General features: G+C 41.5%; 30 protein-coding genes. 26 read left to right on the forward strand and 4 right to left on the reverse strand.

Translation table 11 applies throughout. From position 1 onward, the window contains the following. Positions 1–4 precede the first annotated feature (4 nt). Together D8849_RS05610 and D8849_RS05615 are read left to right on the forward strand one after the other, a co-directional pair. A complete protein-coding gene (locus D8849_RS05610; RefSeq protein WP_125386461.1) occupies positions 5–2,059 on the forward strand; it encodes a cation:proton antiporter in 2,055 nt (684 codons plus the stop codon). A 141-nt stretch (positions 2,060–2,200) separates the two neighbouring features. Next, positions 2,201–3,061 (forward strand): YihY/virulence factor BrkB family protein, encoded by an 861-nt coding sequence (locus tag D8849_RS05615; protein ID WP_125386462.1) that lies wholly within the window; start codon positions 2,201–2,203, stop codon positions 3,059–3,061. 79 nt (positions 3,062–3,140) lie between these two features. Here D8849_RS05615 and queA read toward each other — a convergent pair whose 3' ends face one another. Continuing rightward, positions 3,141–4,169 (reverse strand): tRNA preQ1(34) S-adenosylmethionine ribosyltransferase-isomerase QueA, encoded by a 1,029-nt coding sequence (gene queA / locus D8849_RS05620; RefSeq protein WP_125386564.1) that lies wholly within the window; start codon positions 4,167–4,169, stop codon positions 3,141–3,143. Between the two features lie 150 nt (positions 4,170–4,319). Between queA and D8849_RS05625 the strand changes: the two genes are divergently transcribed. Continuing rightward, positions 4,320–5,027, forward strand: a complete 708-nt coding sequence (locus tag D8849_RS05625) for a glucosamine-6-phosphate deaminase (RefSeq protein WP_125386463.1) — start codon at positions 4,320–4,322, stop codon at positions 5,025–5,027. A gap of 55 nt (positions 5,028–5,082) precedes the next feature. On the opposite strand, the gene D8849_RS05630 is transcribed toward D8849_RS05625, so the two are convergent. Next, positions 5,083–6,434 (reverse strand): IS3 family transposase gene (locus D8849_RS05630; protein WP_125386565.1). Its coding sequence is split into 2 segments (ribosomal slippage): positions 5,083–5,984 and positions 5,984–6,434, totalling 1,353 coding nucleotides; the frame shifts between segments, so codons are not numbered across the junction. A gap of 385 nt (positions 6,435–6,819) precedes the next feature. After that, positions 6,820–7,410 (reverse strand): rhomboid family intramembrane serine protease, encoded by a 591-nt coding sequence (locus tag D8849_RS05635; RefSeq protein WP_125386464.1) that lies wholly within the window; start codon positions 7,408–7,410, stop codon positions 6,820–6,822. Positions 7,411–7,620: 210 nt separating this feature from the next. On the opposite strand from D8849_RS05635, the gene rpsU reads away from it, so the two are divergent. The 20 genes from rpsU (at position 7,621) to D8849_RS05735 (ending at position 22,851) form a co-directional block, all read left to right on the forward strand. Continuing rightward, entirely contained in the window at positions 7,621–7,797 is a 177-nt protein-coding gene (gene rpsU, locus D8849_RS05640; protein ID WP_000048054.1) for a 30S ribosomal protein S21, read from the forward strand. Between the two features lie 129 nt (positions 7,798–7,926). Then, positions 7,927–8,862, forward strand: coding sequence for an HPr(Ser) kinase/phosphatase (hprK, locus tag D8849_RS05645; RefSeq protein WP_070482020.1), 936 nt, complete (start codon positions 7,927–7,929; stop codon positions 8,860–8,862). Then, positions 8,855–9,643 carry a prolipoprotein diacylglyceryl transferase gene (lgt, locus tag D8849_RS05650; protein ID WP_070482019.1) on the forward strand — a complete coding sequence of 263 codons (789 nt, stop codon included), beginning with the start codon at positions 8,855–8,857 and terminating at the stop codon, positions 9,641–9,643. Before hprK ends, lgt begins: the two co-directional genes overlap by 8 nt. Continuing rightward, the gene (locus tag D8849_RS05655) at positions 9,644–10,027 is read left to right on the forward strand and encodes a DUF948 domain-containing protein (RefSeq protein ID WP_125386465.1); all 384 of its coding nucleotides are present in this window, start codon (positions 9,644–9,646) and stop codon (positions 10,025–10,027) included. Between the two features lie 15 nt (positions 10,028–10,042). Then, positions 10,043–10,432, forward strand: a complete 390-nt coding sequence (locus D8849_RS05660; protein ID WP_000517381.1) for a YtxH domain-containing protein — start codon at positions 10,043–10,045, stop codon at positions 10,430–10,432. A gap of 83 nt (positions 10,433–10,515) precedes the next feature. Then, positions 10,516–11,646 carry a radical SAM family heme chaperone HemW gene (gene hemW, locus D8849_RS05665; RefSeq protein ID WP_125386466.1) on the forward strand — a complete coding sequence of 377 codons (1,131 nt, stop codon included), beginning with the start codon at positions 10,516–10,518 and terminating at the stop codon, positions 11,644–11,646. A gap of 4 nt (positions 11,647–11,650) precedes the next feature. Next, positions 11,651–12,388 (forward strand): acyl-[acyl-carrier-protein] thioesterase, encoded by a 738-nt coding sequence (locus tag D8849_RS05670; RefSeq protein ID WP_125386467.1) that lies wholly within the window; start codon positions 11,651–11,653, stop codon positions 12,386–12,388. Between the two features lie 8 nt (positions 12,389–12,396). Then, on the forward strand, positions 12,397–13,170 hold the full coding sequence (locus D8849_RS05675) for a TIGR01457 family HAD-type hydrolase (protein ID WP_125386468.1): 774 nt from the start codon (positions 12,397–12,399) through the stop codon (positions 13,168–13,170). Continuing rightward, positions 13,160–13,777, forward strand: a complete 618-nt coding sequence (locus D8849_RS05680; protein WP_125386469.1) for a TIGR01906 family membrane protein — start codon at positions 13,160–13,162, stop codon at positions 13,775–13,777. Before D8849_RS05675 ends, D8849_RS05680 begins: the two co-directional genes overlap by 11 nt. Before the next feature lie 211 nt (positions 13,778–13,988). Further along, positions 13,989–14,390, forward strand: a complete 402-nt coding sequence (locus D8849_RS05685; RefSeq protein WP_000631254.1) for a Spx/MgsR family RNA polymerase-binding regulatory protein — start codon at positions 13,989–13,991, stop codon at positions 14,388–14,390. Then, positions 14,390–14,668, forward strand: coding sequence for a UPF0223 family protein (locus D8849_RS05690; RefSeq protein ID WP_023946312.1), 279 nt, complete (start codon positions 14,390–14,392; stop codon positions 14,666–14,668). Before D8849_RS05685 ends, D8849_RS05690 begins: the two co-directional genes overlap by 1 nt. Then, positions 14,658–15,431, forward strand: a complete 774-nt coding sequence (locus D8849_RS05695) for an inositol monophosphatase family protein (protein WP_125386470.1) — start codon at positions 14,658–14,660, stop codon at positions 15,429–15,431. The genes D8849_RS05690 and D8849_RS05695 overlap by 11 nt, the downstream gene beginning before the upstream one ends. After that, positions 15,432–16,736 carry an RsmF rRNA methyltransferase first C-terminal domain-containing protein gene (locus tag D8849_RS05700; protein WP_125386471.1) on the forward strand — a complete coding sequence of 435 codons (1,305 nt, stop codon included), beginning with the start codon at positions 15,432–15,434 and terminating at the stop codon, positions 16,734–16,736. A 221-nt stretch (positions 16,737–16,957) separates the two neighbouring features. After that, positions 16,958–17,836, forward strand: a complete 879-nt coding sequence (locus tag D8849_RS05705) for a phosphate ABC transporter substrate-binding protein PstS family protein (protein WP_125386472.1) — start codon at positions 16,958–16,960, stop codon at positions 17,834–17,836. Further along, positions 17,836–18,753: a phosphate ABC transporter permease subunit PstC gene (pstC, locus tag D8849_RS05710; protein ID WP_001070903.1), complete on the forward strand. Its 918-nt coding sequence runs from the start codon at positions 17,836–17,838 to the stop codon at positions 18,751–18,753. The genes D8849_RS05705 and pstC overlap by 1 nt, the downstream gene beginning before the upstream one ends. Next, a complete protein-coding gene (pstA, locus tag D8849_RS05715; RefSeq protein WP_125386473.1) occupies positions 18,743–19,627 on the forward strand; it encodes a phosphate ABC transporter permease PstA in 885 nt (294 codons plus the stop codon). Before pstC ends, pstA begins: the two co-directional genes overlap by 11 nt. Positions 19,628–19,637: 10 nt before the next feature. After that, positions 19,638–20,441 (forward strand): phosphate ABC transporter ATP-binding protein PstB, encoded by an 804-nt coding sequence (pstB, locus tag D8849_RS05720; RefSeq protein WP_020900241.1) that lies wholly within the window; start codon positions 19,638–19,640, stop codon positions 20,439–20,441. Positions 20,442–20,453: 12 nt separating this feature from the next. Next, positions 20,454–21,212, forward strand: coding sequence for a phosphate ABC transporter ATP-binding protein PstB (pstB, locus tag D8849_RS05725; RefSeq protein ID WP_000133484.1), 759 nt, complete (start codon positions 20,454–20,456; stop codon positions 21,210–21,212). A gap of 11 nt (positions 21,213–21,223) precedes the next feature. Then, entirely contained in the window at positions 21,224–21,877 is a 654-nt protein-coding gene (phoU, locus tag D8849_RS05730) for a phosphate signaling complex protein PhoU (protein WP_000946460.1), read from the forward strand. A gap of 158 nt (positions 21,878–22,035) precedes the next feature. Continuing rightward, positions 22,036–22,851 carry an ABC transporter substrate-binding protein gene (locus tag D8849_RS05735; protein ID WP_125386474.1) on the forward strand — a complete coding sequence of 272 codons (816 nt, stop codon included), beginning with the start codon at positions 22,036–22,038 and terminating at the stop codon, positions 22,849–22,851. Positions 22,852–22,871: 20 nt separating this feature from the next. Here the strand turns inward: D8849_RS05735 and D8849_RS05740 are convergent, their stop codons facing one another. Continuing rightward, the gene (locus tag D8849_RS05740; RefSeq protein WP_125386475.1) at positions 22,872–24,143 is read right to left on the reverse strand and encodes an aminotransferase-like domain-containing protein; all 1,272 of its coding nucleotides are present in this window, start codon (positions 24,141–24,143) and stop codon (positions 22,872–22,874) included. Between the two features lie 141 nt (positions 24,144–24,284). Here D8849_RS05740 and budA point away from each other — a divergent pair, with 141 nt between their 5' ends. From budA to murB, 3 genes are all read left to right on the forward strand, one after another. Continuing rightward, on the forward strand, positions 24,285–25,016 hold the full coding sequence (gene budA, locus D8849_RS05745; RefSeq protein WP_125386476.1) for an acetolactate decarboxylase: 732 nt from the start codon (positions 24,285–24,287) through the stop codon (positions 25,014–25,016). 9 nt (positions 25,017–25,025) lie between these two features. Continuing rightward, entirely contained in the window at positions 25,026–25,778 is a 753-nt protein-coding gene (locus tag D8849_RS05750) for a YhfC family intramembrane metalloprotease (protein ID WP_084954374.1), read from the forward strand. Between the two features lie 111 nt (positions 25,779–25,889). Beyond that, positions 25,890–26,795 (forward strand): UDP-N-acetylmuramate dehydrogenase, encoded by a 906-nt coding sequence (gene murB / locus D8849_RS05755; protein ID WP_084954375.1) that lies wholly within the window; start codon positions 25,890–25,892, stop codon positions 26,793–26,795. Positions 26,796–26,927: the final 132 nt, after the last annotated feature.

Below are 26,927 nucleotides of genomic sequence, written 5' to 3' on the forward strand. Positions count from 1 at the left end.
GTGCGTGGAATTACTGATTTACCTAATCCTATTTTTACTGGTTTTAATTGTCTCAAGTACAACCAATAAACTCCTTCCCTTTTTGCCTCTCCCTTTGGTGCAAATTCTTTTGGGAATTGTAATTGGTCTCTTTTTATCCAATACTGACTTTCACCTCAATACGGAGTTGTTTTTGGCCCTGGTTATCGGGCCCTTGCTTTTCCGAGAGTCGGAGGAAGCAGATATTACGGCTATTTTAAAACACTGGCGAATCATTGTTTATCTCATATTTCCAGTGATTTTTATCTCGACCTTGAGTTTGGGTGGTTTGGCCCATCTTCTTTGGCTCAGTCTTCCCTTGGCGGCTTGCTTGGCTGTTGGGGCGGCCCTTGGTCCGACGGACTTGGTGGCTTTTGCCTCTCTTTCGGAGCGTTTTAGCTTTCCTAAGCGCGTGTCCAATATTCTTAAGGGTGAAGGACTCTTGAATGATGCTTCTGGCTTGGTTGCCTTCCAGGTAGCTTTGACAGCTTGGACAACTGGAGCCTTTTCCCTTGGGCAAGCGAGTAGTTCGCTCATCTTTTCAATCCTAGGCGGTTTTTTGATTGGATTTTTAACAGCCATGACCAACCGTTTCCTCCATAGTTTCTTACTTAGTGTGAGAGCAACGGATATTGCCAGCGAACTTTTATTAGAATTGAGTTTGCCCTTGGTAACCTTCTTCTTGGCAGAAGAAGTCCATGTTTCAGGGATTATTGCCGTCGTAGTTGCTGGGATTTTAAAGGCAAGCCGTTTTAAGAAAATTACGCTCCTCGAAGCCCAAGTGGATACGGTGACCGAGACGGTATGGCATACAGTGAACTTTATGCTGAACGGTTCTGTCTTTGTGATTTTAGGGATGGAGCTGGAAATGATAGCAGAACCTATCTTGACCAATCCAATCTATAATCCCTTACTCTTGCTGGTGTCTCTTGTCGTTCTTACCTTTGTCCTCTTTGCCATTCGTTTTGTCATGATCTATGGCTATTATGCTTATAGGACCCGACGCCTCAAGAAAAAGTTAAATAAGTATATGAAGGATATGCTTCTCTTGACCTTCTCAGGTGTTAAGGGAACCGTGTCGATTGCTACGATTCTTCTGATACCAAGTAATCTAGAGCAGGAGTATCCTCTCTTGCTTTTCCTCGTCGCAGGTGTGACGCTTGTAAGCTTTTTAACAGGCCTCGTGGTCTTGCCTCATCTTTCTGATGAACAGGAAGAAAGTAAGGATTATCTCATGCATATCGCTATTTTGAATGAGGTTACTTCGGAGTTAGAAAAAGAACTTGAAACTCATAAGAATAAGCTCCCTCTCTATGCAGCCATTGACAATTATCATGGACGTATTGAAAATCTCATCCTGAATCAAGAAAATAAGGGAGTTCAAGAAGACTGGGAGGCCTTAAAACTTCTTATCCTCAGTATTGAAAGTGATGGTTTGGAACAGGCCTACGAAGAGGACAAGATGAGTGAGCGTGCCTATCGAGTTTACCAACGTTATCTGAAAAACATGGAACAAAGTATCAATCGCAAGTTTGCTTCACGATTGACCTATTATTTCCTTGTTTCCTTGCGGATTTTACGTTTTCTCCTTCACGAAGTCTTTACTCTTGGCAAGGCTTTTCGCAGTTGGAAAAATGAAGAATCACAGAAACTCAGAGCCCTTGACTATGACCAAATTGCAGAGCTCTATCTAGAAAATACAGAGATGATTATCGAAAGTCTGGAGAACCTTAAAGGGGTTTATAAGAGTTCTTTAATCAGCTTCATGCAGGATTCTCGTCTCCGAGAAACAGCTATTATTACCAGTGGTGCCTTTGTCGAACGGGTTATCAATCGCGTCAAGCCCAACAATATCGATGAAATGCTGAGAGGCTATTATCTGGAGCGCAAGTTGATTTTCGAATACGAAGAAAAACGATTGATTACGACCAAGTATGCCAAGAAGTTACGACAAAATGTAAATAACTTAGAGAACTATTCTCTGAAGGAAGCTGCCAATACCCTCCCGTATGATATGGTGGAATTGGTAAGAAGAAATTAGTTAATGCTCTTCGAAAATCTCTTCAAACTACGTCAGCTTTATCTGCAACCTCAAAGCAGTGCTTTGAGCAACCTGCGGCTAGCTTTCTAGTTTGCTCTTTGATTTTCATTGAGTATAAGATTGTAAGTGAAGGAGTGTGACATGAAGAAGTGGTGGAAAGAGCTGATAGATAAGCCTTTATTAAAAGCTTTTTTGAATTATTATCAAGCATCAGATAGTGAGTTGACTAGTGTCGCAGTAGCCTACTATTGGTTGATTTCGATTTTCCCCCTGCTTTTGGTGGTGGTCAATATCCTCCCTTATTTTCAGATTCCAGTTTCCAATTTTTTAAAGGTTGTCAATGAATTTTTGCCGGATACCATGTATGATGTGGTTGCAAAGATTATTACAGAAGTGCTCACCCAACCGTCAACGGGCTTATTGAGTTTTGCGGTTTTATCAGCCCTTTGGACCTTTTCAAAATCCATGAATTTTCTACAGAAAGCCTTTAATAAAGCTTACGGAGTAGCTAAAAATCGTGGAATGATTTCCCATCAGCTTATGAGTTTGTTTGTCAGTTTTGGTTTGCAGATTCTCTTTGCTTTAGCTCTGTTTTTGAGTGTCTTTGGCCGTATGCTCCTCAACCTTGTCAAAAGCTATTGGAAATCGGATAGTCCTATCTTTGATTATCTGCAAGACCTAACAGGCCCCTTGGTCTATGCCTTGATTTTTGCAATCTTGGTCATGCTTTACTATTTCCTGCCTAATGTTAAGGTCCGACGAATTCGCTCTGTATTACCAGGTAGTGCCTTTGTCATGCTGACTCTGGTCTTACTGCTCAATATCTTTTCAGTCTATATTAACAATTATGTCAATCGCCTAGTGGACGTCCGTTTTTTCAGTTCCGTCGTGGTGGTGGTCATGATGTTCTGGTTTATTCTCATCGCTAAGATTTTAATTGTCGGCGCGGTGATCAATGCCAGTGTTCAGAGCTTGAAAGATCCAAGCTTGAGAATAAATTAACTCAATTTTTATCCATAGCAAAGCGCATATTATCAAGGTTTATAAAACCTTGATAATATGCGCTTTTTGATTGTGAAAATTAGTAGATAAACATGGCATCGCCAAAACTAAAGAAGCGGTAGTGTTCTTGGATAGCATGGTGGTAGGCATCTAAGACTAATTCGCGACCTGCAAAGGCAGAAACCAACATGACCAGAGTTGATTTTGGCAGGTGGAAGTTGGTTGAGAAGGCATCGACAACCTTCCATTCATAGCCAGGTTTGATAAAGATATTGGTCCAGCCAGAATCTGCTTGGATTTGCCCATTAAACTTGGAACCAATAGTCTCCAAGGTGCGGATGGAAGTGGTTCCAACAGCGATGACACGGCCACCATTTTCCTTAACAGATCGAAGGGTGGCAGCAGCTTCCTCAGAAAGTTGGTAGAATTCTGAGTGCATTTCGTGTTCGTCCAGATTGTCAACTGAAACGGGTCTAAAGGTTCCGAGTCCGACATGAAGAGTCAGATAGACTAGATGAACACCCTTAGCTTGGATTTCTGCTAGCAGTTCTTTGGTGAAGTGAAGACCTGCAGTAGGTGCTGCAGCAGAGCCACTTTCCTTGGCGTAGACGGTTTGATAGCGTTCACGGTCATCCAATTTTTCGTGGATATAAGGTGGCAGAGGCATTTCTCCTAGACTTTCCAAAACTTCTAGGAAAATTCCTTGGTACTCAAAGCGGACAATGCGGCCCCCGTGAGTCAATTCTTCCGTAACAACAGCGCTGAGACGGCCATCACCAAAGCTGACACGAGTACCGACCTTGAGGCGTTTGGCAGGTTTAGCCAGAACTTCCCACTCATCTCCAGCAGTATTTTTGAGCAGGAGAAGTTCCACATGACCTCCAGTTTCTTCCTTTTGACCATAGAGGCGGGCGGGGAGAACTCGGGTGTCGTTCATGACAAGGGCATCGCCAGGTTCCAGCATATCAATAATGGAGTGGAAGTGTTTATCCTGCAATTCTCCAGTCTCACGGTTGACGATGAGGAGTTTAGAGGCGTCCCGTTTTTCAAGAGGCGTTTGGGCAATCAATTCCTCAGGCAAGTGGAAATCAAAATCAGCTGTATTCATATATCTGTTCATTCTTTCTAAGTTCTAATCTTATCCATTATAACATGTTTCAAGTTTGGACGCTCTTTTTTTGAAAATTAAATCGTTTTCACTTGACAAAAATTGGTCTATACCATATAATAAATATAGATTGAAACGGAGGATAAAAAGATGAAAGTTATTAAAGTTGAAAACCAAATCGAAGGTGGAAAAGTTGCTTTTGAGATTTTGAAGGAAAAATTGGCAAATGGAGCTCAAACCCTAGGACTTGCGACAGGAAGTAGCCCACTTGAATTTTACAAGGAAATTGTTGAGAGTGACCTTGATTTTTCAAATCTTACCAGTGTCAACCTTGATGAGTATGTAGGGCTTGATGGAGACAACCCACAGTCTTATCGTTACTTCATGCAAGAAAACTTGTTTAACCAAAAACCATTTAAAGAAAGTTTCTTGCCTCGTGGGGTTAAGGACAATGCTGAAGCTGAAGTTGAACGCTACAACCAAATTTTGGCTGACCATCCAGTTGACCTCCAAATCTTGGGAATCGGTCGCAATGGACATATCGGATTTAATGAACCCGGTACTCCATTTGACAGTCAAACTCACCTTGTAGAACTTGACAAGTCTACTATCGAAGCAAACGCACGTTTCTTTGACAAGATTGAAGATGTTCCAACACAAGCCATCTCAATGGGGATTAAAAACATTTTGGATGCCAAGTCAATTATTCTCTTTGCTTACGGTGAGTCGAAAGCAGAAGCCATTGCCGGAACCGTGTCTGGTCCAGTGACTGAGAACTTACCAGCAAGTAGCCTCCAAAATCACCCTGATGTGACGATTATCGCAGATGCTGAAGCGCTCAGCCTACTTGAAAAATAAAAAGTATAAAAACCACTTGCTCTTTGTACTGACCCCAAAAAGTTAGACAATTAATTTATGCGAAGGATTTAGTTCTGTATTGCACAGGACTGAGTCCTTTTAGTTTTACCTTAATTCGTTTATTATTGTAGTAATCAATATAGTCTACAATGGCTTGTTCCAATTGCTCAAGTGATTTAAACGACTTCTCATAACCATAAAACATCTCAGACTTAAGAATACCAAAGAAGGATTCCATCATGCCGTTATCTGGACTATTTCCCTTACGTGACATAGATGCTTGAATTCCCTTACTCTCTAGGAACCGATGATAAGAATCGTGTTGGTATTGCCAACCTTGGTCACTATGGAGAATCGTATTCTCGTAGTGTTTCTCTGTGAAGGCCTGTTCCAACATCGTTTTTACTTGTTCTAAATTAGGAGAACAAGAAAGATTAAAAGCAATAATTTCGCTGTTAAAGCCATCTAAAACAGGCGATAAATACAATTTCTGCGTGCTATTTGGAATGGCAAACTCTGTTACATCCGTATAGCACTTTTCCATTGGTTTGGTTGCTTCAAATTGACGTTGAATAAGATTGTCCGCTTTCTTGCCAATCTCTCCTTGGTAAGAAGAATACTTTCGTTTCCGACGAATTCGAGCGCTTAAACCAAGGACCTTCATCAGACGTTGGACCTTCTTATGATTAACCGAATAACCTCGATTCTTTAGTTCAAGAGTCATTCGTCGATAACCATAATTGCCTTTATGTTCATTATAAAGGCACTGAATTTCGTCTTTAAACTCTTTATCTTTGTCAAGTCCCTCCAGTTGCTTCAACTGGTAGTAATAAGTCGAGCGAGCTAAATGAGCTGTTTCAAGAAGTAAATCTAGTCGAAATCCTCCTGAAGCCATTTCTCTAATTGTCTCTGCCTTTCTCGCTCTAAGGCTTCGTCCCTGTCTTCTAGCTCTTTTAACTTTTTTAGGTAAGCCACCTCGGTACGTAAGCGTTCATTCTCCTCTTGGAGTCGCTCTAGTTCTGTCATTTCTTCCCAAGTTTTCTTACGTTTACGTCCCATTTTAGGTACTCTCCCTCTTGTTTTCTCAACAATAGTATACCCGTTTTTCTTGTATTGTGCTATCCAATTTTTCAACAGCGAAGGATTGGGTAGATCATAATCTAAAGCCACACTTATTCGTGAACGACTTTCAAGTAGGACTTTATCAATCATTTCTTGCTTTAATTCAGGGGAATAGTAACGATTCTTCCCCTTTTTGACGATTTCTATTCCGTGACGTTCAATTAATTTCACCATGTACTTTAGACCAGAAACATCCACACCAAATCTTTTTGAAAGTTGATTGAAGCTTTGACCTTGCTTTCTCAATTCATATATTTGAACTTTATCTTCATAAGTTAATTTCATAATAAAACACCCCAAAAGTTAGATTTTTTCTGTCTAACTTTTGGGGTGCAGTTCACTTTGGAGTGAGTGGTTTTTTACTTCAAATGTTCACTATCCTGCTAAAAGAAATTTTTCTGTAAATCCCCGTAACAGTTGTCGATATTTCATATAAAAATGAAAGTTCTATAATGAAGTTAGCCATCCAGTCTTCCTAAAAATATAATGGTTTAACTAGTTTATAGTTAGCTCTTGATTTCATTTGATAATAGGCTTGAAGATATTAGGCTCGCTAGCCAAGGCTAAGTCTAGCCTTGGTTTAGCTGACCGAACATCACATCTTCAAGGGAAACTGTTGTCAAATGAAATCTAGTTATAGGCATAAGAAAACACCTCTGTGTTATACTTGTTATTCACCACAAACACAAGAGTTTTTGATGCTGGAAATCATGATATAACTGGCAATTCCTGACATGTGAAGAAAGGTTGAAATCCAGCCTGCTATATTTGGTAGAAGCATGGTTAGAGATAGAACGATTAAAAGGATATAAAATAGTTTTAATCCTAAATTGAAATTTTTCCATATACTAAACATACTCATCACCCCGCCCGTTACAAAAGCATAGCCAATAGCAGAGATACCCGATGCCTGAATTTCTTGATTCTGTGTTAATATATGGAATACAATTGAAGATATTACCATAGAAGTAATAAAAACTAAAAATACATATTTTGATCCCCTTTTATACTCCAATAGCCCACCAAAAGGAAGTAACATTAAAGTATTTAAAACTAGATGAAACCATATAAACCATACTGGTGCTTCTTTACTTCCATGCATAAATGTACCACTAAAGTATTGCCAACAATAAATTGGCTTTGAATGAAATGCAAATAAGTCATACATTACACTTCCCAAAAAGGTAGTAAGAATTCCTAGCAATAAACAAATTACAACTAAAATACTGACCACAGGGCAAATTTTTATGATTCTTTTCATGTTATAGATTCACTTCTAAATAATACTAATTTTTGCTAATCAATATGTGCCACTATTATATCATTTCCATCTATAAATGTTAATCAATTTTAACAAGATTAAACAAGATTAAAATTGAAGATAATATAAGTTTATGGCAGTTTTTTCTTGACAATTATTCCTTTTACGTGTAGAATAGAATAGATCTTGAACTTGAAGGGAGTGAAAAAAATGTCTAAAACAGTAGTACGTAAGAATGAATCTCTTGACGACGCACTTCGTCGTTTCAAACGTGCGGTTACTAAAGCTGGTACTCTTCAAGAAACACGCAAACGTGAATTCTATGAAAAACCTTCTGTAAAACGTAAACGTAAATCAGAAGCAGCTCGTAAACGTAAAAAATTCTAATTAGAAATGAAAGGCTAGAGAAATCTAGTCTTTTTCTTTTAAATAAATACTTCAAAGCCTGCAAAAATCTCAAATATCCTCCTACAATTTGATATAATAGAGAGAAGAACTCATTTGAAGGAGGAAATGATGTCGGTTTTAGTAAAAGAAGTGATTGAAAAGCTTAGACTAGATATTGTCTATGGCGAACCAGAATTACTTGAAAAGGAAATTAATACTGCGGACATTACGCGACCTGGTCTTGAAATGACAGGCTATTTTGACTACTACACGCCAGAGCGAATCCAACTCTTGGGAATGAAGGAGTGGTCCTATCTCGTTTCGATGTCCTCTCACAACCGTTACCAAGTCTTGAAAAAAATGTTTCTACCTGAGACACCTGCGGTCATTGTTGCCCGTGGTTTGGTTGTTCCAGAGGAAATGTTAAAAGCAGCTAGAGAATGTAAGATTGCCATTTTAACCAGTCGTACAGCAACTAGTCGTTTATCTGGAGAGTTATCTAGTTATCTGGATTCACGTTTAGCAGAACGGACCAGTGTGCACGGGGTCTTGATGGATATCTATGGTATGGGTGTCTTGATTCAAGGCGATAGTGGCATCGGTAAGAGTGAGACGGGTCTAGAGCTTGTCAAACGTGGTCACCGCTTGGTAGCAGATGACCGTGTTGATATCTTTGCCAAGGATGAGATTACTCTTTGGGGTGAACCGGCTGAAATCTTGAAACACTTGATTGAAATTCGTGGGGTTGGGATTATCGATGTCATGAGCCTCTACGGTGCGAGTGCCGTAAAAGATTCTTCACAAGTTCAGTTGGCTGTTTACTTGGAAAATTACGATACACATAAGACTTTTGATCGTCTTGGAAACAATGCTGAGGAACTTGAAATTTCTGGCGTAGCTATTCCTCGTATCCGTATCCCAGTGAAAACAGGTCGTAATATCTCTGTTGTGATTGAGGCAGCTGCCATGAATTATCGTGCTAAGGAAATGGGCTTTGATGCTACACGTTTGTTCGAAGAACGCTTGACAAATCTCATTGCTCAAAATGAGGTGCCTAATGCTTGATCCAATTGCTATTCATCTAGGCCCTCTAGCCATTCGTTGGTATGCCTTGTGTATTGTAACAGGCTTGATTCTTGCGGTTTATTTGACCATGAAAGAAGCACCTAGAAAGAAGATCATCCCAGATGATATTTTAGATTTTATCTTGATAGCCTTTCCATTGGCTATTTTAGGAGCTCGTCTCTATTATGTTATTTTCCGTTTTGATTACTATAGTCAGAATTTGGGAGAAATTTTTGCCATTTGGAATGGTGGTTTGGCCATTTACGGTGGTTTGATAACTGGTGCTCTTGTACTCTATATCTTTGCTGATCGTAAACTCATCAATACTTGGGATTTTCTAGATATTGCGGCGCCTAGCGTCATGATTGCCCAAAGTCTGGGGCGCTGGGGCAATTTCTTTAACCAAGAAGCCTACGGTGCAGCAGTGGATAATCTGGATTATCTACCTGGTTTTATCCGTGACCAGATGTATATTGAGGGGAGCTACCGTCAACCGACCTTCCTTTATGAATCTCTATGGAATCTACTTGGATTTGCCTTGATTCTGATTTTTAGACGAAAATGGAAGAGCCTCAGACGAGGTCATATTACTGCTTTCTACTTGATTTGGTATGGTTTCGGTCGCATGGTCATCGAAGGTATGCGGACAGATAGCCTCATGTTCTTTGGACTTCGAGTGTCTCAATGGCTATCAGTTGTCCTTATCGGACTGGGTATTTTTATCATTCTTTATCAAAATCGAAAGAAGGCCCCTTACTATGTTACAGAGGAGGAAAATTAAATGTTAGAAGTTGCATATATTCTTGTAGCCCTTGCTTTGATTGTATTTTTAGTGTATCTAATTATTACTGTACAAAAGCTTGGACGTGTTATCGATGAAACAGAGAAGACGATTAAAATCTTAACTTCAGATGTGGATGTGACCTTGCATCATACCAATGAATTGCTGTCTAAGGTCAATGTCTTGGCAGATGATATTAATGTCAAGGTGGCAACGATTGATCCACTCTTTAGTGCTGTTGCAGATTTATCTCTATCTGTTTCCGACCTCAATGACCATGCGCGTGTCTTGAGCAAGAAAGCTTCATCAGCTAGTTCAAAAACACTTAAGACTGGTGCAAGTTTGTCAGCTCTTCGTGTAGCAAGTAAATTTTTCAAAAAATAAAAAAGGAGAATTCTTATGGGTAAACTATCCTCAATCCTTTTAGGAACCGTTTCAGGTGCAGCTCTTGCTTTGTTTTTAACAAGTGACAAGGGTAAACAAGTTTGCAGTCAGGCTCAAGATTTTCTGGATGACTTGAGAGAAGATCCTGAGTATGCCAAGGAGCAGGTCTGTGAAAAACTGACAGAAGTCAAGGAGCAGGCTACAGATTTTGTTCTTAAAACCAAAGAACAGGTTGAGTCAGGTGAAATCACTGTGGACAGTGTCCTTGCCCAAGCCAAATCATGTGCTCGTCAAGCGACAGAAGCATCAAAAGATCGCTTCAATAATCTCAAGGAGCAATGGCAAGAAAAGGCCGAAACTCTTGATGAATCAGAAGAGATTGTTATTGACATAACAGAAGAATAAACCATCACCATCTCTGGACGGACTATGTATCTGGGGATGGTGATTTTTTTCTCCTAGCCTGTCTTTGTGGTATAATAAGTACTATGCAGAAAAAACCAACGTCAGCCTATGTGCACATCCCGTTTTGTACCCAGATTTGTTATTATTGTGACTTTTCAAAAGTTTTTATCAAGAATCAGCCGGTAGATAGTTATTTGGAACATCTGTTAGAAGAGTTTCAATCTTATGATATTCAAAAGTTGCGAACCCTCTATATCGGTGGTGGCACACCGACAGCTTTGTCAGCTTCGCAACTGGAGGTACTATTGAAGGGCTTGACTAAAAACTTGGACCTGTCTGTCTTAGAAGAGTTGACCATTGAAGCTAATCCAGGCGATTTGGATGCGGATAAGATTGCTGTTTTGAAGAACTCGGCTGTCAATCGTGTTTCACTAGGTGTGCAGACCTTTGATGACAAGATGCTGAAAAAGATTGGGCGCAGTCATTTGGAGAAGGATATTTATGAAAATATCGACCGCCTGAAACTGGCTGGTTTTGATAATATCTCTATCGATTTGATTTATGCGCTGCCTGGTCAGACTATGGAGCAGGTCAAGGACAATGTGGCTAAGGCTATTGGGCTGGATATTCCTCATATGAGTTTGTATAGTTTGATTTTAGAAAATCATACGGTCTTTATGAACCGTATGCGACGAGGAAAATTGCCTCTACCTAAGGAGGAATTGGAGGCTGAGATGTTTGAGTACATCATCGCGGAGCTGGAGAAATCTGGTTTTGAGCATTATGAGATTTCCAATTTCTCCAAGCCTGGTTTTGAAAGTCGCCACAATCTCATGTACTGGGACAATGCTGAGTACTATGGCATCGGTGCTGGGGCATCTGGTTATGTCAATGGCGTGCGCTATAAAAATCATGGTCCCATTCGTCATTATCTCAGTGCAGTTAAAGAAGGCAATGCACGTATCACAGAAGAACACCTGAGTCAAAAAGAGCAAATGGAAGAAGAAATGTTCCTGGGCCTTCGCAAGAAATCAGGGGTCTCCATGGCGCGATTTGAAAAAAAATTTGGACGGTCTTTTGATGGACTTTATGGAGAAATCGTCAGAGATTTGGTTCAACAAGGTCTCATGCAAATAGAGGGTGACCGAGTGCGCATGACAAAAAGAGGTCTCTTTTTGGGAGACACCGTAGCAGAACGATTTATTTTGGAGTAGGATGATGGGCTTAACTTATCAAATGAAAATGAAAATTCCTTTTGATATGGCTGATATGAACGGTCATATCAAACTCCCAGATGTGATTTTACTGTCCCTGCAAGTTTCAGGGATGCAGTCGATTGAACTGGGAGTTAGTGATAAGACTATTTTGGAAGAGCATAATCTGGTCTGGATTATCACAGACTATGATATTGAGGTGGTTCGTTTGCCTCGTTTTGCAGAAGAAATTACTATTGAAACGGAAGCACTGAGCTACAATCGACTCTTTTGCTATCGTCGCTTTACCATTTATGATGAAGCGGGGCAGGAGCTCATTCACATGATGGCGACCTTTGTTCTGATGGACCGAGATAGTCGAAAAGTCCATGCTGTCGAACCTGAGATTGTAGCTCCTTACCAGTCTGATTTTGATAAAAAGCTTATCCGCGGTCCAAAGTATGAGTCCTTGAACGAATCAATCAGCAAGGATTACCATGTCCGTTTTTACGATTTGGATATGAATGGTCATGTCAATAACAGTAAATACTTGGACTGGATTTTTGAGGTCATGGGAGCGAACTTTTTGACCCAATATATTCCCAAGAAAATCAACCTCAAGTATGTCAAGGAAGTTCGACCAGGTGGAGTGATTACATCGGCTGTTGAACGGACTGGACTGGAAAGCAAACATGAGATTACAAGCGACGGGGCTACCAATGCCCAAGCTATCATCACTTGGCAAGAAATGAAGAAGGATTAGAGAAAAATATGAAATATAAAGGCTATTTAATTGATTTAGACGGAACCATTTATAAGGGGAAAGATCGAATTCCAGCAGGAGAAGCTTTTGTCCATGAATTGCAAAAGCGGGATATCCCCTATCTCTTTGTAACCAACAATACAACCCGCACTCCAGAGAGTGTTCAGGAGATGTTGGCTCAGAATTTTAATATCGATACGCCCCTGTCGACTGTCTACACCGCGACTTTGGCAACCATCGACTATATGAACGACTTGGGGCTTGAAAAGACCGTCTATGTCATCGGAGAAGCAGGGCTCAAGGAAGCCATCAAGGCGGCTGGTTATGTGGAAAACAAGGAAAATCCTGCCTATGTAGTAGTAGGCCTGGACTGGCAAGTTGATTATGAAAAATTTGCGACAGCAACTCTTGCTATCCAAAAGGGGGCTCATTTTATCGGAACCAATCCTGACCTCAACATTCCTACAGAACGCGGTCTTTTGCCAGGTGCTGGTTCACTGATTACCCTGCTTGAAGTAGCAACACGAGTGAATCCTGTTTATATTGGAAAACCAAATGCCATCATTATGGACAAGGCGGTTGAGCACTTAGGCTTGGAACGTGAAGAATTAATCATGGTTGGGGACAATTACTTGACTGATATCCGAGCTGGGATTGACAATGGCATTCCAACTCTCTTAGTGACAACAGGTTTTACCAAGGCAGAAGAAGTAGCAGACCTACCAATCGCACCGACTCATGTGGTTTCTAGCCTTGCGGAGTGGAATTTTGATGAAAACTAAACTGACTTTTTGGAGCTCTATGCTCTTTTTCCTCTCCCTCTCAATCCTTTTGACCATTTATTTGGCTTGGATTTTTTATCCTTTGGAGATTGAGTGGCTGAATTTAACAAATCGGGTTTATCTAAAACCAGAAACCATTCAGTACAACTTTCATATTTTGATGAATTACCTGACCAATCCTTTTAGTCAGGTATTAGAGATGCCAGATTTTCGTTCGTCAGCAGCTGGTCTGCACCACTTTGCGGTGGTCAAGGACCTCTTCCACTTTGTTCAGCTAGTAGCTCTAGTGACACTGCCAAGTTTCTATTTCTTTGTCAAAGGGATTGTGAAAAAGGGATTTTTATCTTTATTTAGTAAGGAACTTCTGACTCTAGTAGTTTTGCCTTTGGTGATTGGGCTTGGGGGAGTTTTGATTGGTTTTGACCAATTCTTTATCCTTTTCCATCAAATTCTCTTTGTGGGAGATGATACCTGGCTTTTTGACCCAGCCAAGGATCCTGTTATACTGATTTTGCCAGAGACCTTCTTCCTTCATGCCTTCCTCCTCTTTTTTGCTCTCTATGAAAGCTTTTTTGGCTATCTTTATCTAAAAAGTCGTAGGAAGTGAAACGAAAGATATTCTTATTTTGCATAAATCAATTAGGTATGTGATTCGAAACTATTGTCAAGAATGAATTAATCAAATCCAAAAAGGGTTAATCGTCCGCAAACAGTCTATTTTTCTTGAAAAAATAGGCTTTTTTTCTAAAAATATCTAGTCAAGCGCTTTATTTTTTTGTATAATAGAAGTAGCAAAGTATAGATAAGAAGAGAAAAGCATGATTACACTATTCCTATCACCGAGCTGTACTTCATGTCGTAAGGCAAAGGCCTGGTTAGAAAAACATAAGGTGCCCTTTGAGGAGCATAATATTATGACCAGTCCCTTAACAAGAAAGGAATTGCAACACATTCTTTCCTTGACCGAAAATGGTACTGATGACATCATTTCAACTCGTTCAAAAATTTTTCAAAAATTAGATATTGATGTAGAAAGTATTTCGGTATCAGAATTGCTTCATTTGATTGAGCAGTATCCTAGTCTTTTGCGTCGTCCAATTATTATCGATGCTAAACGTATGCAGATCGGTTTTAATGAAGATGAGATTCGTGCTTTTCTCCCTCGTAGTTACCGTAAGCAAGAGCTAAAAGAAGCAAGAATGAGAGCTGGTATTAGTTAATGAACAAACAGTATAGTTACCCACTAGATTTGTCGTGGAGCACTGAAGAACTTGCTTCAGTGCTTTCTTTTTTTAATGATGTTGAAGCTGCCTATGAAGGCAAAGTAGAGGCTCAAAAGTTACTGGACTCCTATAAGGGATTCAAAGCGGTCGTACCAAGCAAGAGCGAAGAGAAACGTTTGGGACGAGAATTTGAAACAGTGAGTGGCTATTCGCTTTACCGAGCAGTTCAGGCGGCTAAGGAAAAAGGGGAAGGAAAGATTTCTCTTGGAAAGTAAGTTTGAATTTGCTAAAGAGCTAATTAAGAAAGCAGGCCAGTATATCCTTGGCCACATGCAGGAAGATTTGTGTGTTGAAACCAAGTCCTCTCCAACAGATTTGGTGACCAGACTGGACAAGGAAGTTCAGGAACTCTTGGTTAGTGAGATTTTGTCCCGCTATCCTGAGGATAAGATTTGCGCTGAAGAAGGCTGTTTGCGAGCCTCGGTTCAAGAGGGCAGGGTTTGGGTCATTGATCCCATTGATGGGACCAATAATTTTGTAGCCCAGCAGGAAGATTTTGCTGTTATGATGGCTTATTTTGAAAATGGTCAGGGACAGTTTGGGCTGATTTATGATGTGGTCAAAGGGGATTGTTATCACGGTGGTGGTAAGTTTCCAGTCTGTCGAAATGACCAGCTCCTAGCTCCCTTTAAAGTAAAACCACTTGGAGATTTCCTTATTGCAGGGAATAGTGGTATGCTGGAAACCAATGAATGGGGACTGGCTGATTTGAGTCGAGCGGTCCTCGGTGTTCGTGTCTATGGGAGTGCGGCCATTAGTTTTGTCAAGATTTTGTCAGGGCGTTTGTTGACCTATATCACTTATCTGCAACCATGGGATTATGCTGCAGCAAGTATTTTGGGGGAAAGTCTGGGCTATCGGGTTGTGACCCTTTCTGGTCAACCGCTTGATTTTCAAACTAGACAGCCGGTCATGATGTTACCTCTTGAGATGCAGGAGGAAATTCAGTCCTATATTTATGAAAGGAAAAGAACTTAAATGCAATTTCCAGAAGGATTTGTTGAAAAATATGAAGAGATACTAGGAGATGAGGCAAGAGATTTTCTTGCCTCTTTTGAGGAGGAAGCGGTTTCGGCCTTTCGGGTCAATCCTTTAAAAGAAGCGCCAGTTTCCTTTCCTGATGCCATTCCTCAAACTCCTTGGGGACATTATGGAAAGGTATCAGGGAAATCGCCTGAGCATGCTACTGGTTTAGTTTATTCGCAAGAACCTGCTGCTCAGCTGGTTGCTCAGGTAGCCCAGCCCAGTCCTGGTATGAAAGTTTTGGATTTGGCTGCTGCACCGGGTGGAAAATCAACTCAGCTGGCAGCCTATCTAGCAGGGGAGGGTCTCCTTGTTTCCAATGAAATTTCAAGCAAACGGGCTAAGATTTTAGTAGAAAACATGGAGCGCTTTGGAGCGACAAATGTTGTGGTGACCAATGAATCTGCTGACCGCTTGGCCAAGATTTTTAAGGGCTATTTTGACCTAATCGTTCTTGATGCCCCGTGCTCTGGTGAAGGGATGTTTCGTAAGCAGCCAGATGCTATGGACTATTGGATCTTAGATTATCCGAGTCAATGTGCTAGCTTGCAAAGAGAAATTCTGGAAGATGCAGTAACCATGCTAGCTGAAGGTGGTCGCTTGGTTTATTCAACCTGTACCTGGGCACCTGAGGAAAACGAAGAGATTATCAAGTGGTTGCTGGAAGAGTATAATTTTGATTTGTTGCCAGTAGAGCATATCAATGGAATGGTAGCTGGAATTGACCTGCCAGAAACGGCTCGTATGTACCCTCATCATTTTAAGGGAGAGGGTCAGTTTGTAGCCCATCTACAGTTTAAAGGTGACAATCCAGCCCCTAAATTTAAGGCAAGCAAGAGCAATCTTAGCCGTGAACAAGTTACCTTGTGGCAGGAATTTGCACAAAAACACTTGAAAGTTAATTTGTCGGGTATCTTGCAGACTTTTGGGGACCAACTCTATCTCTTGCCAGAACTTTTACCAGATTTAGGGAAACTTAAAATTGCTCGGAATGGCCTGCATCTGGGTACTTTTAAGAAGAAACGCTTTGAGCCTAGTTTTGCTCTTGGTCTAGCCTTGAAACCGAGTCAGGTAAAGCAATCAGTTGAAATTGACCAAGAGGAGTTTGTAAAGTATGCGGCTGGAGAAACCGTTCAGCTATCGGAAAGTCTGCCAAATGGTTGGTATCAAGTTTTGGTTCAAGGCAATGGCTTGGGCTTTGCTAAAGTGACTGGAAATGTTTTGAAAAATTATTTTCCAAAAGGCCTCAGATTCAAGTGAAAATGCTAGTCAAAGTAGCTTGTCTATGTTATAGTGGAAGTATGGATTTTTTTCAAATTGTCTTTCATTTTAAGTCAAAATTGGTGGGTAAGACAACTGAGCAAATTTCTAGTAAAACTAAGCTAGCAACTTCGGTTGGCTCCCAATTTTAAAAAAGAAAAACATAAATAAATAGTTAAAAAAATTCACAGCATTCACCATTATTTTCAAGGAGAAAAACAGTGAAAAAAAGGAAAAAACTCGCTCTATCCCTTGCAGCTCTTTTGCTGGCAGGTTCTTTGGCGGGATGTGCTAGCTGGATTGATCGTGGGGAATCCATGACAGCTGTTGGCTCAACGGCTCTTCAGCCCTTGGTCGAAGCAGCGGCAGATGAATTTGGCTCTCTGCACGTTGGAAAAACAGTCAACGTTCAAGGTGGAGGATCTGGTACAGGTCTGTCTCAGGTTCAATCTGGAGCCGTTGATGTAGGAAATTCAGATGTATTTGCCGAGGAAAAAGACGGTATCAACGCATCCGCTCTAGTGGACCATAAGGTAGCCGTAGCGGGCTTGGCAGTTATTGTGAACAAGGAAGTTGATGTTGAAAATCTGACAACTGAACAACTCCGTAGCATCTTCACAGGTCAAGTAACCAACTGGAAAGAGGTAGGTGGGAAAGACCTAGCCATTTCCATTATCAACCGCGCGGCAAGTTCTGGTTCGCGTGCAACCTTTGATAGTGTTGTCATGGATGGTCAATCTGCCGTGCAGAGTCAAGAACAGGATTCAAATGGGATGGTCAAAAACATTGTTTCCCAGACACCAGGAGCCATTTCTTACCTAGCCTTTGCCTATGTGGATGACTCAGTTAAACGTATGAAGTTGAATGGCTATGAGCCAATTGCAGAAAATGTTACAAGCAATAACTGGCCTTTGTGGTCTTATGAACACATGTACACCCTAGGTCAACCAAATGAATTGGTGGCAGAATTCCTCAACTTTGTCCTCTCTGATGAAGCGCAAAGCGGAATCGTTAAGGGGATGGGCTATATCTCTGTTAAGGAAATGAAGGTTGAAAAAGATGCTGTAGGAACGGTGACAGCACTAGAAGGGAGTCACTAATGAATCAAGAAGAATTAGCTAAAAAATTACTTTCTCCCTCAAAGAACTCTCGTCTAGAGAAATTAGGAAAAGGCTTGACCTTTGCCTGTCTGTCTTTGATTGTTATCATTGTGGCCATGATTTTGATTTTCGTAGCCCAAAAAGGTTTGTCGACCTTCTTTGTCAATGGGGTTAATATCTTTGATTTCCTATTTGGCCAAACATGGAATCCTTCAGGTAAACAATTTGGTGCCCTTCCTATGATTTTGGGTTCCTTTATTGTCACAATCCTATCAGCCCTTATCGCAACTCCTTTTGCCATTGGTGCGGCAGTTTTTATGACGGAGGTCTCACCAAAAGGTGCTAGAATCTTGCAACCAGCCATTGAATTGTTGGTCGGGATTCCTTCAGTCGTGTATGGATTTATCGGTTTGCAGGTCGTAGTTCCTTTTGTCCGTAGTGTCTTTGGTGGAACTGGTTTTGGGATCTTGTCAGGGATTTTCGTTCTCTTTGTCATGATTTTACCAACGGTAACCTTTATGACAACGGACAGCTTGCGTGCGGTGCCTCGTCACTACCGTGAAGCTAGTTTGGCTATGGGGGCTACTCGTTGGCAAACTATCTGGCGCGTGACCTTGAAGGCAGCGCGTTCAGGGATTTTTACAGCAGTAGTCTTTGGGATGGCGCGTGCCTTTGGTGAAGCTCTGGCCATTCAGATGGTGGTCGGAAACTCAGCTGTTGTCCCAACTTCACTAACAACACCTGCTGCGACCTTGACCTCTGTGTTGACCATGGGTATTGGAAATACCGTTATGGGAACAGTTGACAATAACGTTCTCTGGTCCTTGGCCTTAGTCTTGCTCTTGATGAGTTTGGCCTTTAACAGTGTGATTAAATTGATTACGAAAGAAAGAGGAAAGAAAAACTATGCACGCTAAGAAATTAGATAAAATTGCAACAGCTGTCCTCTACTCGATTGCAGGAATTATCGTTGCCATCTTGGCATCCTTGATTCTCTATATCTTGGTTCGTGGTTTGCCTCACGTCTCTTGGTCTTTCTTGACTGGCAAATCATCTTCCTACCAAGCGGGCGGAGGGATTGGAATTCAGCTCTATAATTCCTTCTTCCTTTTGGTCATTACCTTGATTATTTCTGTGCCCTTGTCTATGGGAGCTGGGATTTTCCTAGCTGAATATGCTAAAAAAGGTCCTGTGACCAACTTTGTTAGAACTTGTATTGAAATCTTGTCTTCACTGCCATCAGTGGTTGTCGGTCTCTTTGGTTACTTGATCTTTGTAGTTCAGTTTGAGTATGGATTTTCAATCATTTCAGGTGCCTTGGCTTTGACAGTTTTTAACTTGCCTCAGATGACTCGAAATGTTGAGGACAGTTTGAAACACGTTCACCATACGCAGCGTGAGGCTGGTCTGGCCCTTGGGATTTCTCGTTGGGAGACTGTGGTCCATGTGGTCATTCCAGAAGCCCTTCCAGGTATTGTGACTGGGGTTGTCTTAGCTTCTGGTCGTATTTTTGGTGAGGCGGCTGCTCTCATCTATACAGCAGGACAATCCGCTCCAGCCCTAGACTGGTCTAACTGGAATATTCTCAGTGTGACTAGCCCAATCTCTATCTTCCGTCAAGCAGAAACCTTGGCTGTCCACATCTGGAAAGTCAATAGTGAAGGTACTATTCCAGATGGAACCATCGTATCAGCAGGTTCTGCGGCCGTGCTCCTCATCTTTATCCTCATCTTTAACTTTGGAGCTCGCAAACTCGGAAGCTACCTACATAAGAAATTAACCGCTGCCTAAAGGAGAAGCCATGTCAAAATATAATTGGGATGAAAAGCATATCATCACCTTTCCTGAAGAGAAAGTGGCCCTCTCTACTAAGGATTTACATGTTTACTACGGTAAAAAAGAATCCATCAAGGGCATCGATATGCAATTTGAAAAAAATAAAATTACTGCCTTAATTGGCCCTTCTGGTTCAGGGAAATCAACCTACCTCCGCAGTCTCAATCGGATGAATGATACCATTGATATTGCCAAGGTAACAGGTCAAATCCTCTATCAAGGGATTGATGTCAACCGTCCAGAAATCAATGTCTATGAGATGCGTAAGCACATTGGAATGGTCTTCCAACGACCAAATCCCTTTGCCAAGTCTATCTACCGTAACATCACTTTTGCCCATGAACGTGCAGGAGTTAAGGACAAGCAAGTCTTGGATGAAATTGTGGAAACCTCTCTTCGTCAGGCTGCCCTCTGGGATCAGGTCAAAGACGATTTGCACAAGTCAGCCTTGACCCTATCAGGTGGTCAGCAGCAACGCCTCTGTATCGCTCGTGCTATCTCTGTTAAACCAGATATCCTCTTGATGGATGAACCAGCGTCAGCTTTGGATCCGATTGCGACAGCTCAGCTGGAAGAAACCATGCTGGAATTGAAGAAGGACTTTACCATCATCATCGTGACCCACAGTATGCAGCAGGCTGCGCGTGCTAGTGACTACACAGGATTTTTCTACTTGGGTGACTTGATCGAGTACGATAAGACGTCTAATATTTTCCAAAATGCCAAATTACAGTCGACCAATGACTACGTAACAGGACACTTTGGATAGAAAGGAAACAGTATGACAGAAGCGATTTTACAGGTTTCAGACCTGTCCGTTTACTACAATCAAAAAAAGGCCTTGAATAGTGTTTCCCTCTCTTTCCAACCTAAGGAAATTACAGCTTTGATTGGTCCATCTGGATCAGGGAAATCAACCCTCCTCAAGGCTATCAACCGCATGGGGGATCTCAATCCAGAGGTGACCACAACTGGTTCGGTGGTTTACAACGGCCACAACATTTACAGCCCACGTACAGATACAGTTGAATTGCGGAAGGAAATTGGTATGGTTTTCCAACAACCAAACCCCTTCCCTATGTCTATCTACGAAAATGTTGTTTATGGGCTTCGTATCAATGGAGTTAAGGACAAGCAGGTTCTAGATGAGGCGGTTGAAAAAGCCTTGCAACGAGCTTCCATCTGGGATGAGGTCAAGGATCGCCTGCATGATTCAGCTATCGGGCTTTCAGGTGGACAACAGCAACGTGTCTGTGTTGCCCGCGTCTTGGCAACCAGTCCTAAAATCATTCTCTTGGATGAACCGACTTCAGCCTTGGACCCTATATCTGCTGGGAAGATTGAGGAAACCTTGTATGGTCTAAAAGATAAATACACCATGCTCTTGGTTACGCGTTCCATGCAACAAGCCTCTCGTATCTCTGACAAGACAGGATTTTTCCTAGATGGAGATTTGATTGAGTTTAACGATACCAAGAAGATGTTCCTCAACCCACAACACAAGGAAACAGAAGATTATATTTCAGGAAAATTTGGATAAGGAGATAAATGATGTTACGTTCTCAATTTGAAGAAGATTTAGAGAAATTGCACAACCAGTTCTATGCTATGGGACAAGAAGTGCTATCCCAAATCAATCGTACAGTGCGTGCCTTTGTTACGCATGACCGTGATTTGGCCAAAGAAGTCATCGAAGACGATGCAGAAGTAAACGAATACGAAGTGAAATTGGAGAAGAAATCATTTGAAATGATTGCCCTTCAACAACCAGTTTCTCAAGACTTGCGTACAGTTTTAACAGTCTTAAAAGCCGTATCTGACTTGGAACGTATGGGGGACCATGCCGTTTCCATTGCAAGAGCAGCCATTCGTATGAAGGGGGAGCAACGCATCCCAGCTGTTGAAGAAGAAATTAAGAGAATGGGGCGTGATGTCAAGAACTTCGTTGAAGCAGCCCTTGAACTCTATCTCAATGGTTCAGTTGACCAGGCCTATGAAGTAGCAGCCATGGACGAAAAAATCAACCATTACTTTGATAGCATTCGTGATTTGGCTACAGAAGAAATCAAGAAAAATCCAGATGCCATCGTTACAGGCCGTGATTATTTCCAAGTGATTGCCTTCTTGGAACGTATTGGAGACTATGCCAAAAATATCTGTGAATGGGTTGTTTACTTTGAAACAGGTAAGATTGTCGAACTATAAAATAGTTTCATTCTGTATAAAAAGGAGCTTTAAATCAATTGATAGCTCCTTTTATTGAATGAAAAAAATATTTTTAAGATAAAAATTCAAAAAACACTTGACAAGCAACTTGGATAGCGTTATAATTATACAAAAATTAACAGAGAGGTTGTTTATTTATGAAATCAAAAAAATGGATATTTGTTTTATGTAGCTTTCTTGCAAGTTTCTTCTTAGTGGCTTGCCAGTCGGGTTCTAATGGTTCTCAGTCAGCTGTTGAGGCCATTAAGCAAAAGGGGAAATTAGTTGTGGCGACTAGTCCTGACTATGCACCCTTTGAATTCCAATCCTTGGTTGACGGGAAAAATCAGGTAGTTGGTGCGGATATTGATATGGCCCAAGCTATCGCTGATGAACTTGGAGTGAAGTTGGAAATCTCAAGCATGAGTTTTGACAATGTCTTGACCAGTCTTCAAACAGGTAAGGCTGACCTAGCGGTTGCGGGAATTAGCGCTACTGACGAGAGAAAAGAAGTCTTTGATTTTTCAATTCCTTACTATGAAAACAAGATTAGTTTCTTGGTTCGTAAGTCTGATGTAGAAAAATACAAGGATTTAACTAGCCTTGAAAGTGCTAATATTGCAGCCCAAAAAGGGACTGTTCCAGAATCGATGGTCAAGGAACAATTGCCAAAAGCTCAATTGACTTCCCTAGCTAATATGGGTGAAGCTGTTAATGAATTACAGGCTGGAAAAGTAGATGCTGTTCACATGGATGAGCCTGTTGCCCTTAGCTATGCTGCTAAAAATGCAGACTTAGCTGTCGCAACTGTCAGCTTGAAGATGAAGGACGGCGAAGCTAATGCAGTTGCCCTTAGAAAAAATAGTGCTGATTTGAAAGAAGTGGTGGACAAGGTCATCCAAAAACTCAAGGATGACGGCACCTACAAAAAATATCTTGAAAAAGCAGCAACCTTAACAGAAGTTGAACAATAAGAAAAAAGCAGAGTTGGAAGTCATTCCAATTCTGCTTTTAAATAGTTTAAAACCTTTTCCAGATTGTCTAAAGACACCTTGGCAAATTGGTAAGGACAGGCACCCAAGTAAGCCTCTTCAAAGAAATCCAAGCCCAGTTGGCTGTGTTTGAGACTAGCGATTTTAGGATACTGTCTCAGGTCTAGCAATAAACCATCATGAAGCGGAAAGTGAGGAAGGGGACAAGGTGTTTTAGCTAGTCTTTCCTCGATTTGTTTTTGGTAAGCTTCCTGATTGGATAAGCGAGCTAGCCGATTTTTCTCAAATAATTGACTGTCAATATAGAGTGACAGGGCCTTTTGCATGATGAGGTTGCTGTCGTAATCTAGGATATTTTTGTAGACCACAAAGGCTTCCTTGATAGCATTTGGAAGGATGAGTGCTGTTATCCGCAAGGCTGGAAAGAGGCTGGTTGAGAAGGACTTGATGTAAATGACCCGCTCCTCTGTATCCAGATAGTGGAAGGTCTGGCCCTTTTTAGAGTCCAAATCCCCCAAATAGTCGTCCTCTACGATATAGACACCATACTTGGCAGCTAAGTCAAGAATAGCTCGTTTGTCCTGCTCTGAATAGGAATGCCCCAGAGGATAGTGAAAACGAGGAATGGTATAGAAAAACTTAATCTTTCCAGTCTTGAAGTGGCCTTCTAGCTCTTCCAAGTCAATCCCATCAATGCCTCGTTCAATCGTTTGATAGTCCAGACCCTGAGCAATCAAGAGGCGATTCATCCGATGGTAGGTCGGCTGTTCCACCAAGATTTCCTTGACTTGGCTAGGAAAGGATATTTGAGAAAGAATAAACAAGGCTTGTTGGGTTCCAGAAGTCAGTACCAGTTGGTCAGCCTTGCAGTAGAGAGCTTGGTCAAAGAGGAGTTTATGAATGGATTGTCTTAAGTCTTCTAATCCTTCTTGGTTATCATAGTAGTTGAAGAGGTAGTTTTCCCGGCCAATCAAGGTTTCATTGACACAGAGTCGGAAATCGTCATAGGCACTGGCATGTTCGTCAGTGACTTCGATTTCTAGATCCTGGTGTTGCCCTTGTTCTAGGACATAGTAGCCACTCTGGGGCTTGGCATAGAGGTATTGTTCGTGCCGTAATTCCAGAAGGGCTCTCTGAATGGTGTCCTTGCTACAGTGAAAGTCAAGGCTCAGTTGACGGATAGAAGGCAGGCGGCTACCCGTTGGAAAGCGTCCAGACTCGATACTATTTTTCAGATAAGCTACGACCTCTTGGTACTTGCTTTGTTTCTTCATTCCAGACCTCCCTTGATTTTGTTACATTGTACCCTTTTTTTTCCTTCTTGGCAATGTCTAGTGTGATTCTCTCGTTCACATCTAGGGGCAAATGTGGTATACTTAGGAGTAAGATTTATAGAATAACAGACAAGAAAGTGAATGGATAAGAACGTGCAGGAACCAGTGAAATTATTTCAATACAATACCCTTGGAGCCTTGATGGCTGGCCTTTATGGTGGTACCATGACAGTAGGAGAATTGCTAGAGCATGGTGACCTTGGTTTGGGAACCTTGGATTCTATTGATGGGGAATTGATTGTCTTAGATGGCAAGGCTTATCAGGCCAAAGGATCAGGAGATCAGCCAGAAATTGTGGAAGTATCACCAGATGCCCTTATTCCTTATGCAGCAGTAGTACCGCATCAGGCAGAGGTTATTTTCCGCCAGCGCTTTGAGATGACAGACAAGGAATTGGAAGAGCGGATTGAGTCTTATTATGACGGGGAAAATCTTTTCCGCTCTATCAAGATTCGTGGGGAATTTTCACATATGCATGTGCGTATGATTCCCAAGTCGACACCAGAGACCAAGTTTGCTGAGGTCGCAACCCATCAACCTGAATATCGTCGTGACAATGTGGTGGGAACCATCGTTGGTTTCTGGACGCCAGAGATTTTCCATGGAGTTAGTGTGGCAGGCTACCATCTGCACTTCATCTCAGATGACTTGACCTTCGGTGGGCATGTCATGGACTTTGTCATCAAGGAAGGGATTATCGAGGTGGGAGCGGTTGACCAGTTGGACCAACGTTTTCCAGTCCAAGATCGTCAATACTTGTTTGCTAAGTTCAATGTTGACGAGATGAAAAAAGATATTGAAAAGGCGGAATAGGAGAAGAAAATGACCATTCATATCATTATTACCATGTTGCTGTTGCTGGCTTTCTTGATAGGAAGCATTTGGTATGCCAAAAAGAAACACCAGATTAATCTAGCTGTCTTGGGCTTGGGGGCTGTTGCCTTCTTTGTCTCTTCACAGATTTTAGAAAAACTGGTGCATATCTTGGTTTTACATCCTCAAAAAGACGGTAGTATTGCCCTCTTGCGAGACCATCCGCTTGTCTATATCATCTATGGCCTAGCCATGGCAGCATTTTTTGAGGAAACTGCTCGTCTTATTTTCTTCAAATGGTTGGAGAAAAAGAGAAGTTTGGAAAAGGCAGATGCCTTGGCTTATGGATTGGGGCATGGTGGCTTGGAGTTGATTTTCCTAGGTCTTACTAGTTTGATTAATCTCTACATCGTTCTCTCAGCAGTTCAAACTCAGAATCCACAGGTCATGCAATTGCTGTCTGAAAATATGTTGAAAACTATTCAGTCGCTATCAGCCTGGCAGATTTATTTGCTTGGTTTTGAGAGAATCTTGGCGCTAGGTTTCCAATTACTCTTGACTGTTTGGGTTTACCAAGCTGTTCGCCAGAAGAAATGGATTTATCTCCTAGTGGCCTATGGACTACATGCCTTCTTTGACCTGGCACCATCTCTTGCCCAAGTTGGCTGGTTGACCAATCCAGTCTTAGTTGAAGTTGTCCTAGCAATTGAACTTGTTCTAGTCGCCTATGGAACAAAGGCTATCTTTTGCAAAAAATCATAAAAAGAGGGGAAACCTCTTTTTTTGTTTAAAATAAGCTCAAGATTTTTTTAGGGTCGTCAAATGGTCTTAAAAATGGTATAATGGAATGAATTTTGTAAAAGGAAGAGTGTCATGTCAGTAAAAGAAAAAATGCTTGAAATCTTAGAAGGGATTGATATCCGTTTTAAAGAACCCTTGCATAGCTATAGTTATACAAAAGTAGGTGGAGAGGCTGATTATCTGGTCTTTCCACGAAATCGTTTTGAGTTGGCTCGCGTTGTCAAATTTGCCAATCAAGAAAATATCCCTTGGATGGTTCTTGGAAATGCCAGCAATATCATCGTTCGTGATGGTGGAATTCGTGGATTTGTCATCTTGTGTGACAAGCTCAATAATGTTTCTGTTGATGGCTATACCATCGAAGCTGAAGCTGGTGCTAACTTGATTGAAACAACACGCATTGCCCTTCGTCATAGTTTGACTGGTTTTGAGTTTGCTTGTGGCATTCCGGGGAGCGTCGGCGGTGCTGTCTTTATGAATGCAGGTGCCTATGGTGGCGAGATTGCCCACATCTTGCAGTCTTGTAAGGTCTTGACCAAGGATGGAGAAATCGAGACCCTGTCTGCCAAAGATTTGGCTTTTGGGTACCGCCATTCAGCCATTCAAGAGTCTGGTGCAGTTGTCTTGTCAGCTAAATTTGCCCTTGCTCCAGGAAGCCATCAGGTTATCAAGCAAGAAATGGATCGTTTGACGCATCTACGTGAACTCAAGCAACCTTTAGAATATCCATCTTGTGGTTCGGTCTTTAAGCGTCCAGTAGGTCATTTTGCAGGTCAATTAATTTCAGAAGCTGGCTTGAAAGGCTATCGTGTCGGTGGCGTAGAAGTGTCAGAAAAACACGCAGGATTTATGATCAATGTTGCTGACGGAACGGCCAAAGACTACGAGGACTTGATTGAGTCTGTGATTGAAAAAGTCAAGGAGCACTCTGGCGTTACTCTTGAGAGAGAAGTCCGTATTTTAGGTGAAAGCAAGTAGAAAGCTGTAGTTGAAAAGCTGCTGCTATATCATGGAAAGGGGGTGAAAGCCTATCGTTAGTGCAGAAGAATGTAGGCAGTTCAATCTCCTACACGAGGTAGTAGCGGCCTGACAGAGCCCTGATCTGTTAAT

The sequence above is a fragment of the Streptococcus mitis genome, assembly GCF_003942765.1.
In the GTDB taxonomy this organism is placed as follows: Bacteria; Bacillota; Bacilli; order Lactobacillales; family Streptococcaceae; genus Streptococcus; species Streptococcus mitis_BE.

Coding starts and splice junctions, on each gene's coding strand:
- D8849_RS05615 (WP_125386462.1), top strand. CDS start 2,201: ATGAAGAAGTGGTGGAAAGAGCTGATAGATAAGCCTTTATTAAAAGCT.
- queA (WP_125386564.1), bottom strand. CDS start 4,169: ATGAATACAGCTGATTTTGATTTCCACTTGCCTGAGGAATTGATTGCC.
- D8849_RS05625 (WP_125386463.1), top strand. CDS start 4,320: ATGAAAGTTATTAAAGTTGAAAACCAAATCGAAGGTGGAAAAGTTGCT.
- D8849_RS05635 (WP_125386464.1), bottom strand. CDS start 7,410: ATGAAAAGAATCATAAAAATTTGCCCTGTGGTCAGTATTTTAGTTGTA.
- rpsU (WP_000048054.1), top strand. CDS start 7,621: ATGTCTAAAACAGTAGTACGTAAGAATGAATCTCTTGACGACGCACTT.
- hprK (WP_070482020.1), top strand. CDS start 7,927: ATGTCGGTTTTAGTAAAAGAAGTGATTGAAAAGCTTAGACTAGATATT.
- lgt (WP_070482019.1), top strand. CDS start 8,855: ATGCTTGATCCAATTGCTATTCATCTAGGCCCTCTAGCCATTCGTTGG.
- D8849_RS05655 (WP_125386465.1), top strand. CDS start 9,644: ATGTTAGAAGTTGCATATATTCTTGTAGCCCTTGCTTTGATTGTATTT.
- D8849_RS05660 (WP_000517381.1), top strand. CDS start 10,043: ATGGGTAAACTATCCTCAATCCTTTTAGGAACCGTTTCAGGTGCAGCT.
- hemW (WP_125386466.1), top strand. CDS start 10,516: ATGCAGAAAAAACCAACGTCAGCCTATGTGCACATCCCGTTTTGTACC.
- D8849_RS05670 (WP_125386467.1), top strand. CDS start 11,651: ATGGGCTTAACTTATCAAATGAAAATGAAAATTCCTTTTGATATGGCT.
- D8849_RS05675 (WP_125386468.1), top strand. CDS start 12,397: ATGAAATATAAAGGCTATTTAATTGATTTAGACGGAACCATTTATAAG.
- D8849_RS05680 (WP_125386469.1), top strand. CDS start 13,160: ATGAAAACTAAACTGACTTTTTGGAGCTCTATGCTCTTTTTCCTCTCC.
- D8849_RS05685 (WP_000631254.1), top strand. CDS start 13,989: ATGATTACACTATTCCTATCACCGAGCTGTACTTCATGTCGTAAGGCA.
- D8849_RS05690 (WP_023946312.1), top strand. CDS start 14,390: ATGAACAAACAGTATAGTTACCCACTAGATTTGTCGTGGAGCACTGAA.
- D8849_RS05700 (WP_125386471.1), top strand. CDS start 15,432: ATGCAATTTCCAGAAGGATTTGTTGAAAAATATGAAGAGATACTAGGA.
- pstC (WP_001070903.1), top strand. CDS start 17,836: ATGAATCAAGAAGAATTAGCTAAAAAATTACTTTCTCCCTCAAAGAAC.
- pstA (WP_125386473.1), top strand. CDS start 18,743: ATGCACGCTAAGAAATTAGATAAAATTGCAACAGCTGTCCTCTACTCG.
- pstB (WP_020900241.1), top strand. CDS start 19,638: ATGTCAAAATATAATTGGGATGAAAAGCATATCATCACCTTTCCTGAA.
- pstB (WP_000133484.1), top strand. CDS start 20,454: ATGACAGAAGCGATTTTACAGGTTTCAGACCTGTCCGTTTACTACAAT.
- phoU (WP_000946460.1), top strand. CDS start 21,224: ATGTTACGTTCTCAATTTGAAGAAGATTTAGAGAAATTGCACAACCAG.
- D8849_RS05735 (WP_125386474.1), top strand. CDS start 22,036: ATGAAATCAAAAAAATGGATATTTGTTTTATGTAGCTTTCTTGCAAGT.
- D8849_RS05740 (WP_125386475.1), bottom strand. CDS start 24,143: ATGAAGAAACAAAGCAAGTACCAAGAGGTCGTAGCTTATCTGAAAAAT.
- budA (WP_125386476.1), top strand. CDS start 24,285: ATGGATAAGAACGTGCAGGAACCAGTGAAATTATTTCAATACAATACC.
- D8849_RS05750 (WP_084954374.1), top strand. CDS start 25,026: ATGACCATTCATATCATTATTACCATGTTGCTGTTGCTGGCTTTCTTG.
- murB (WP_084954375.1), top strand. CDS start 25,890: ATGTCAGTAAAAGAAAAAATGCTTGAAATCTTAGAAGGGATTGATATC.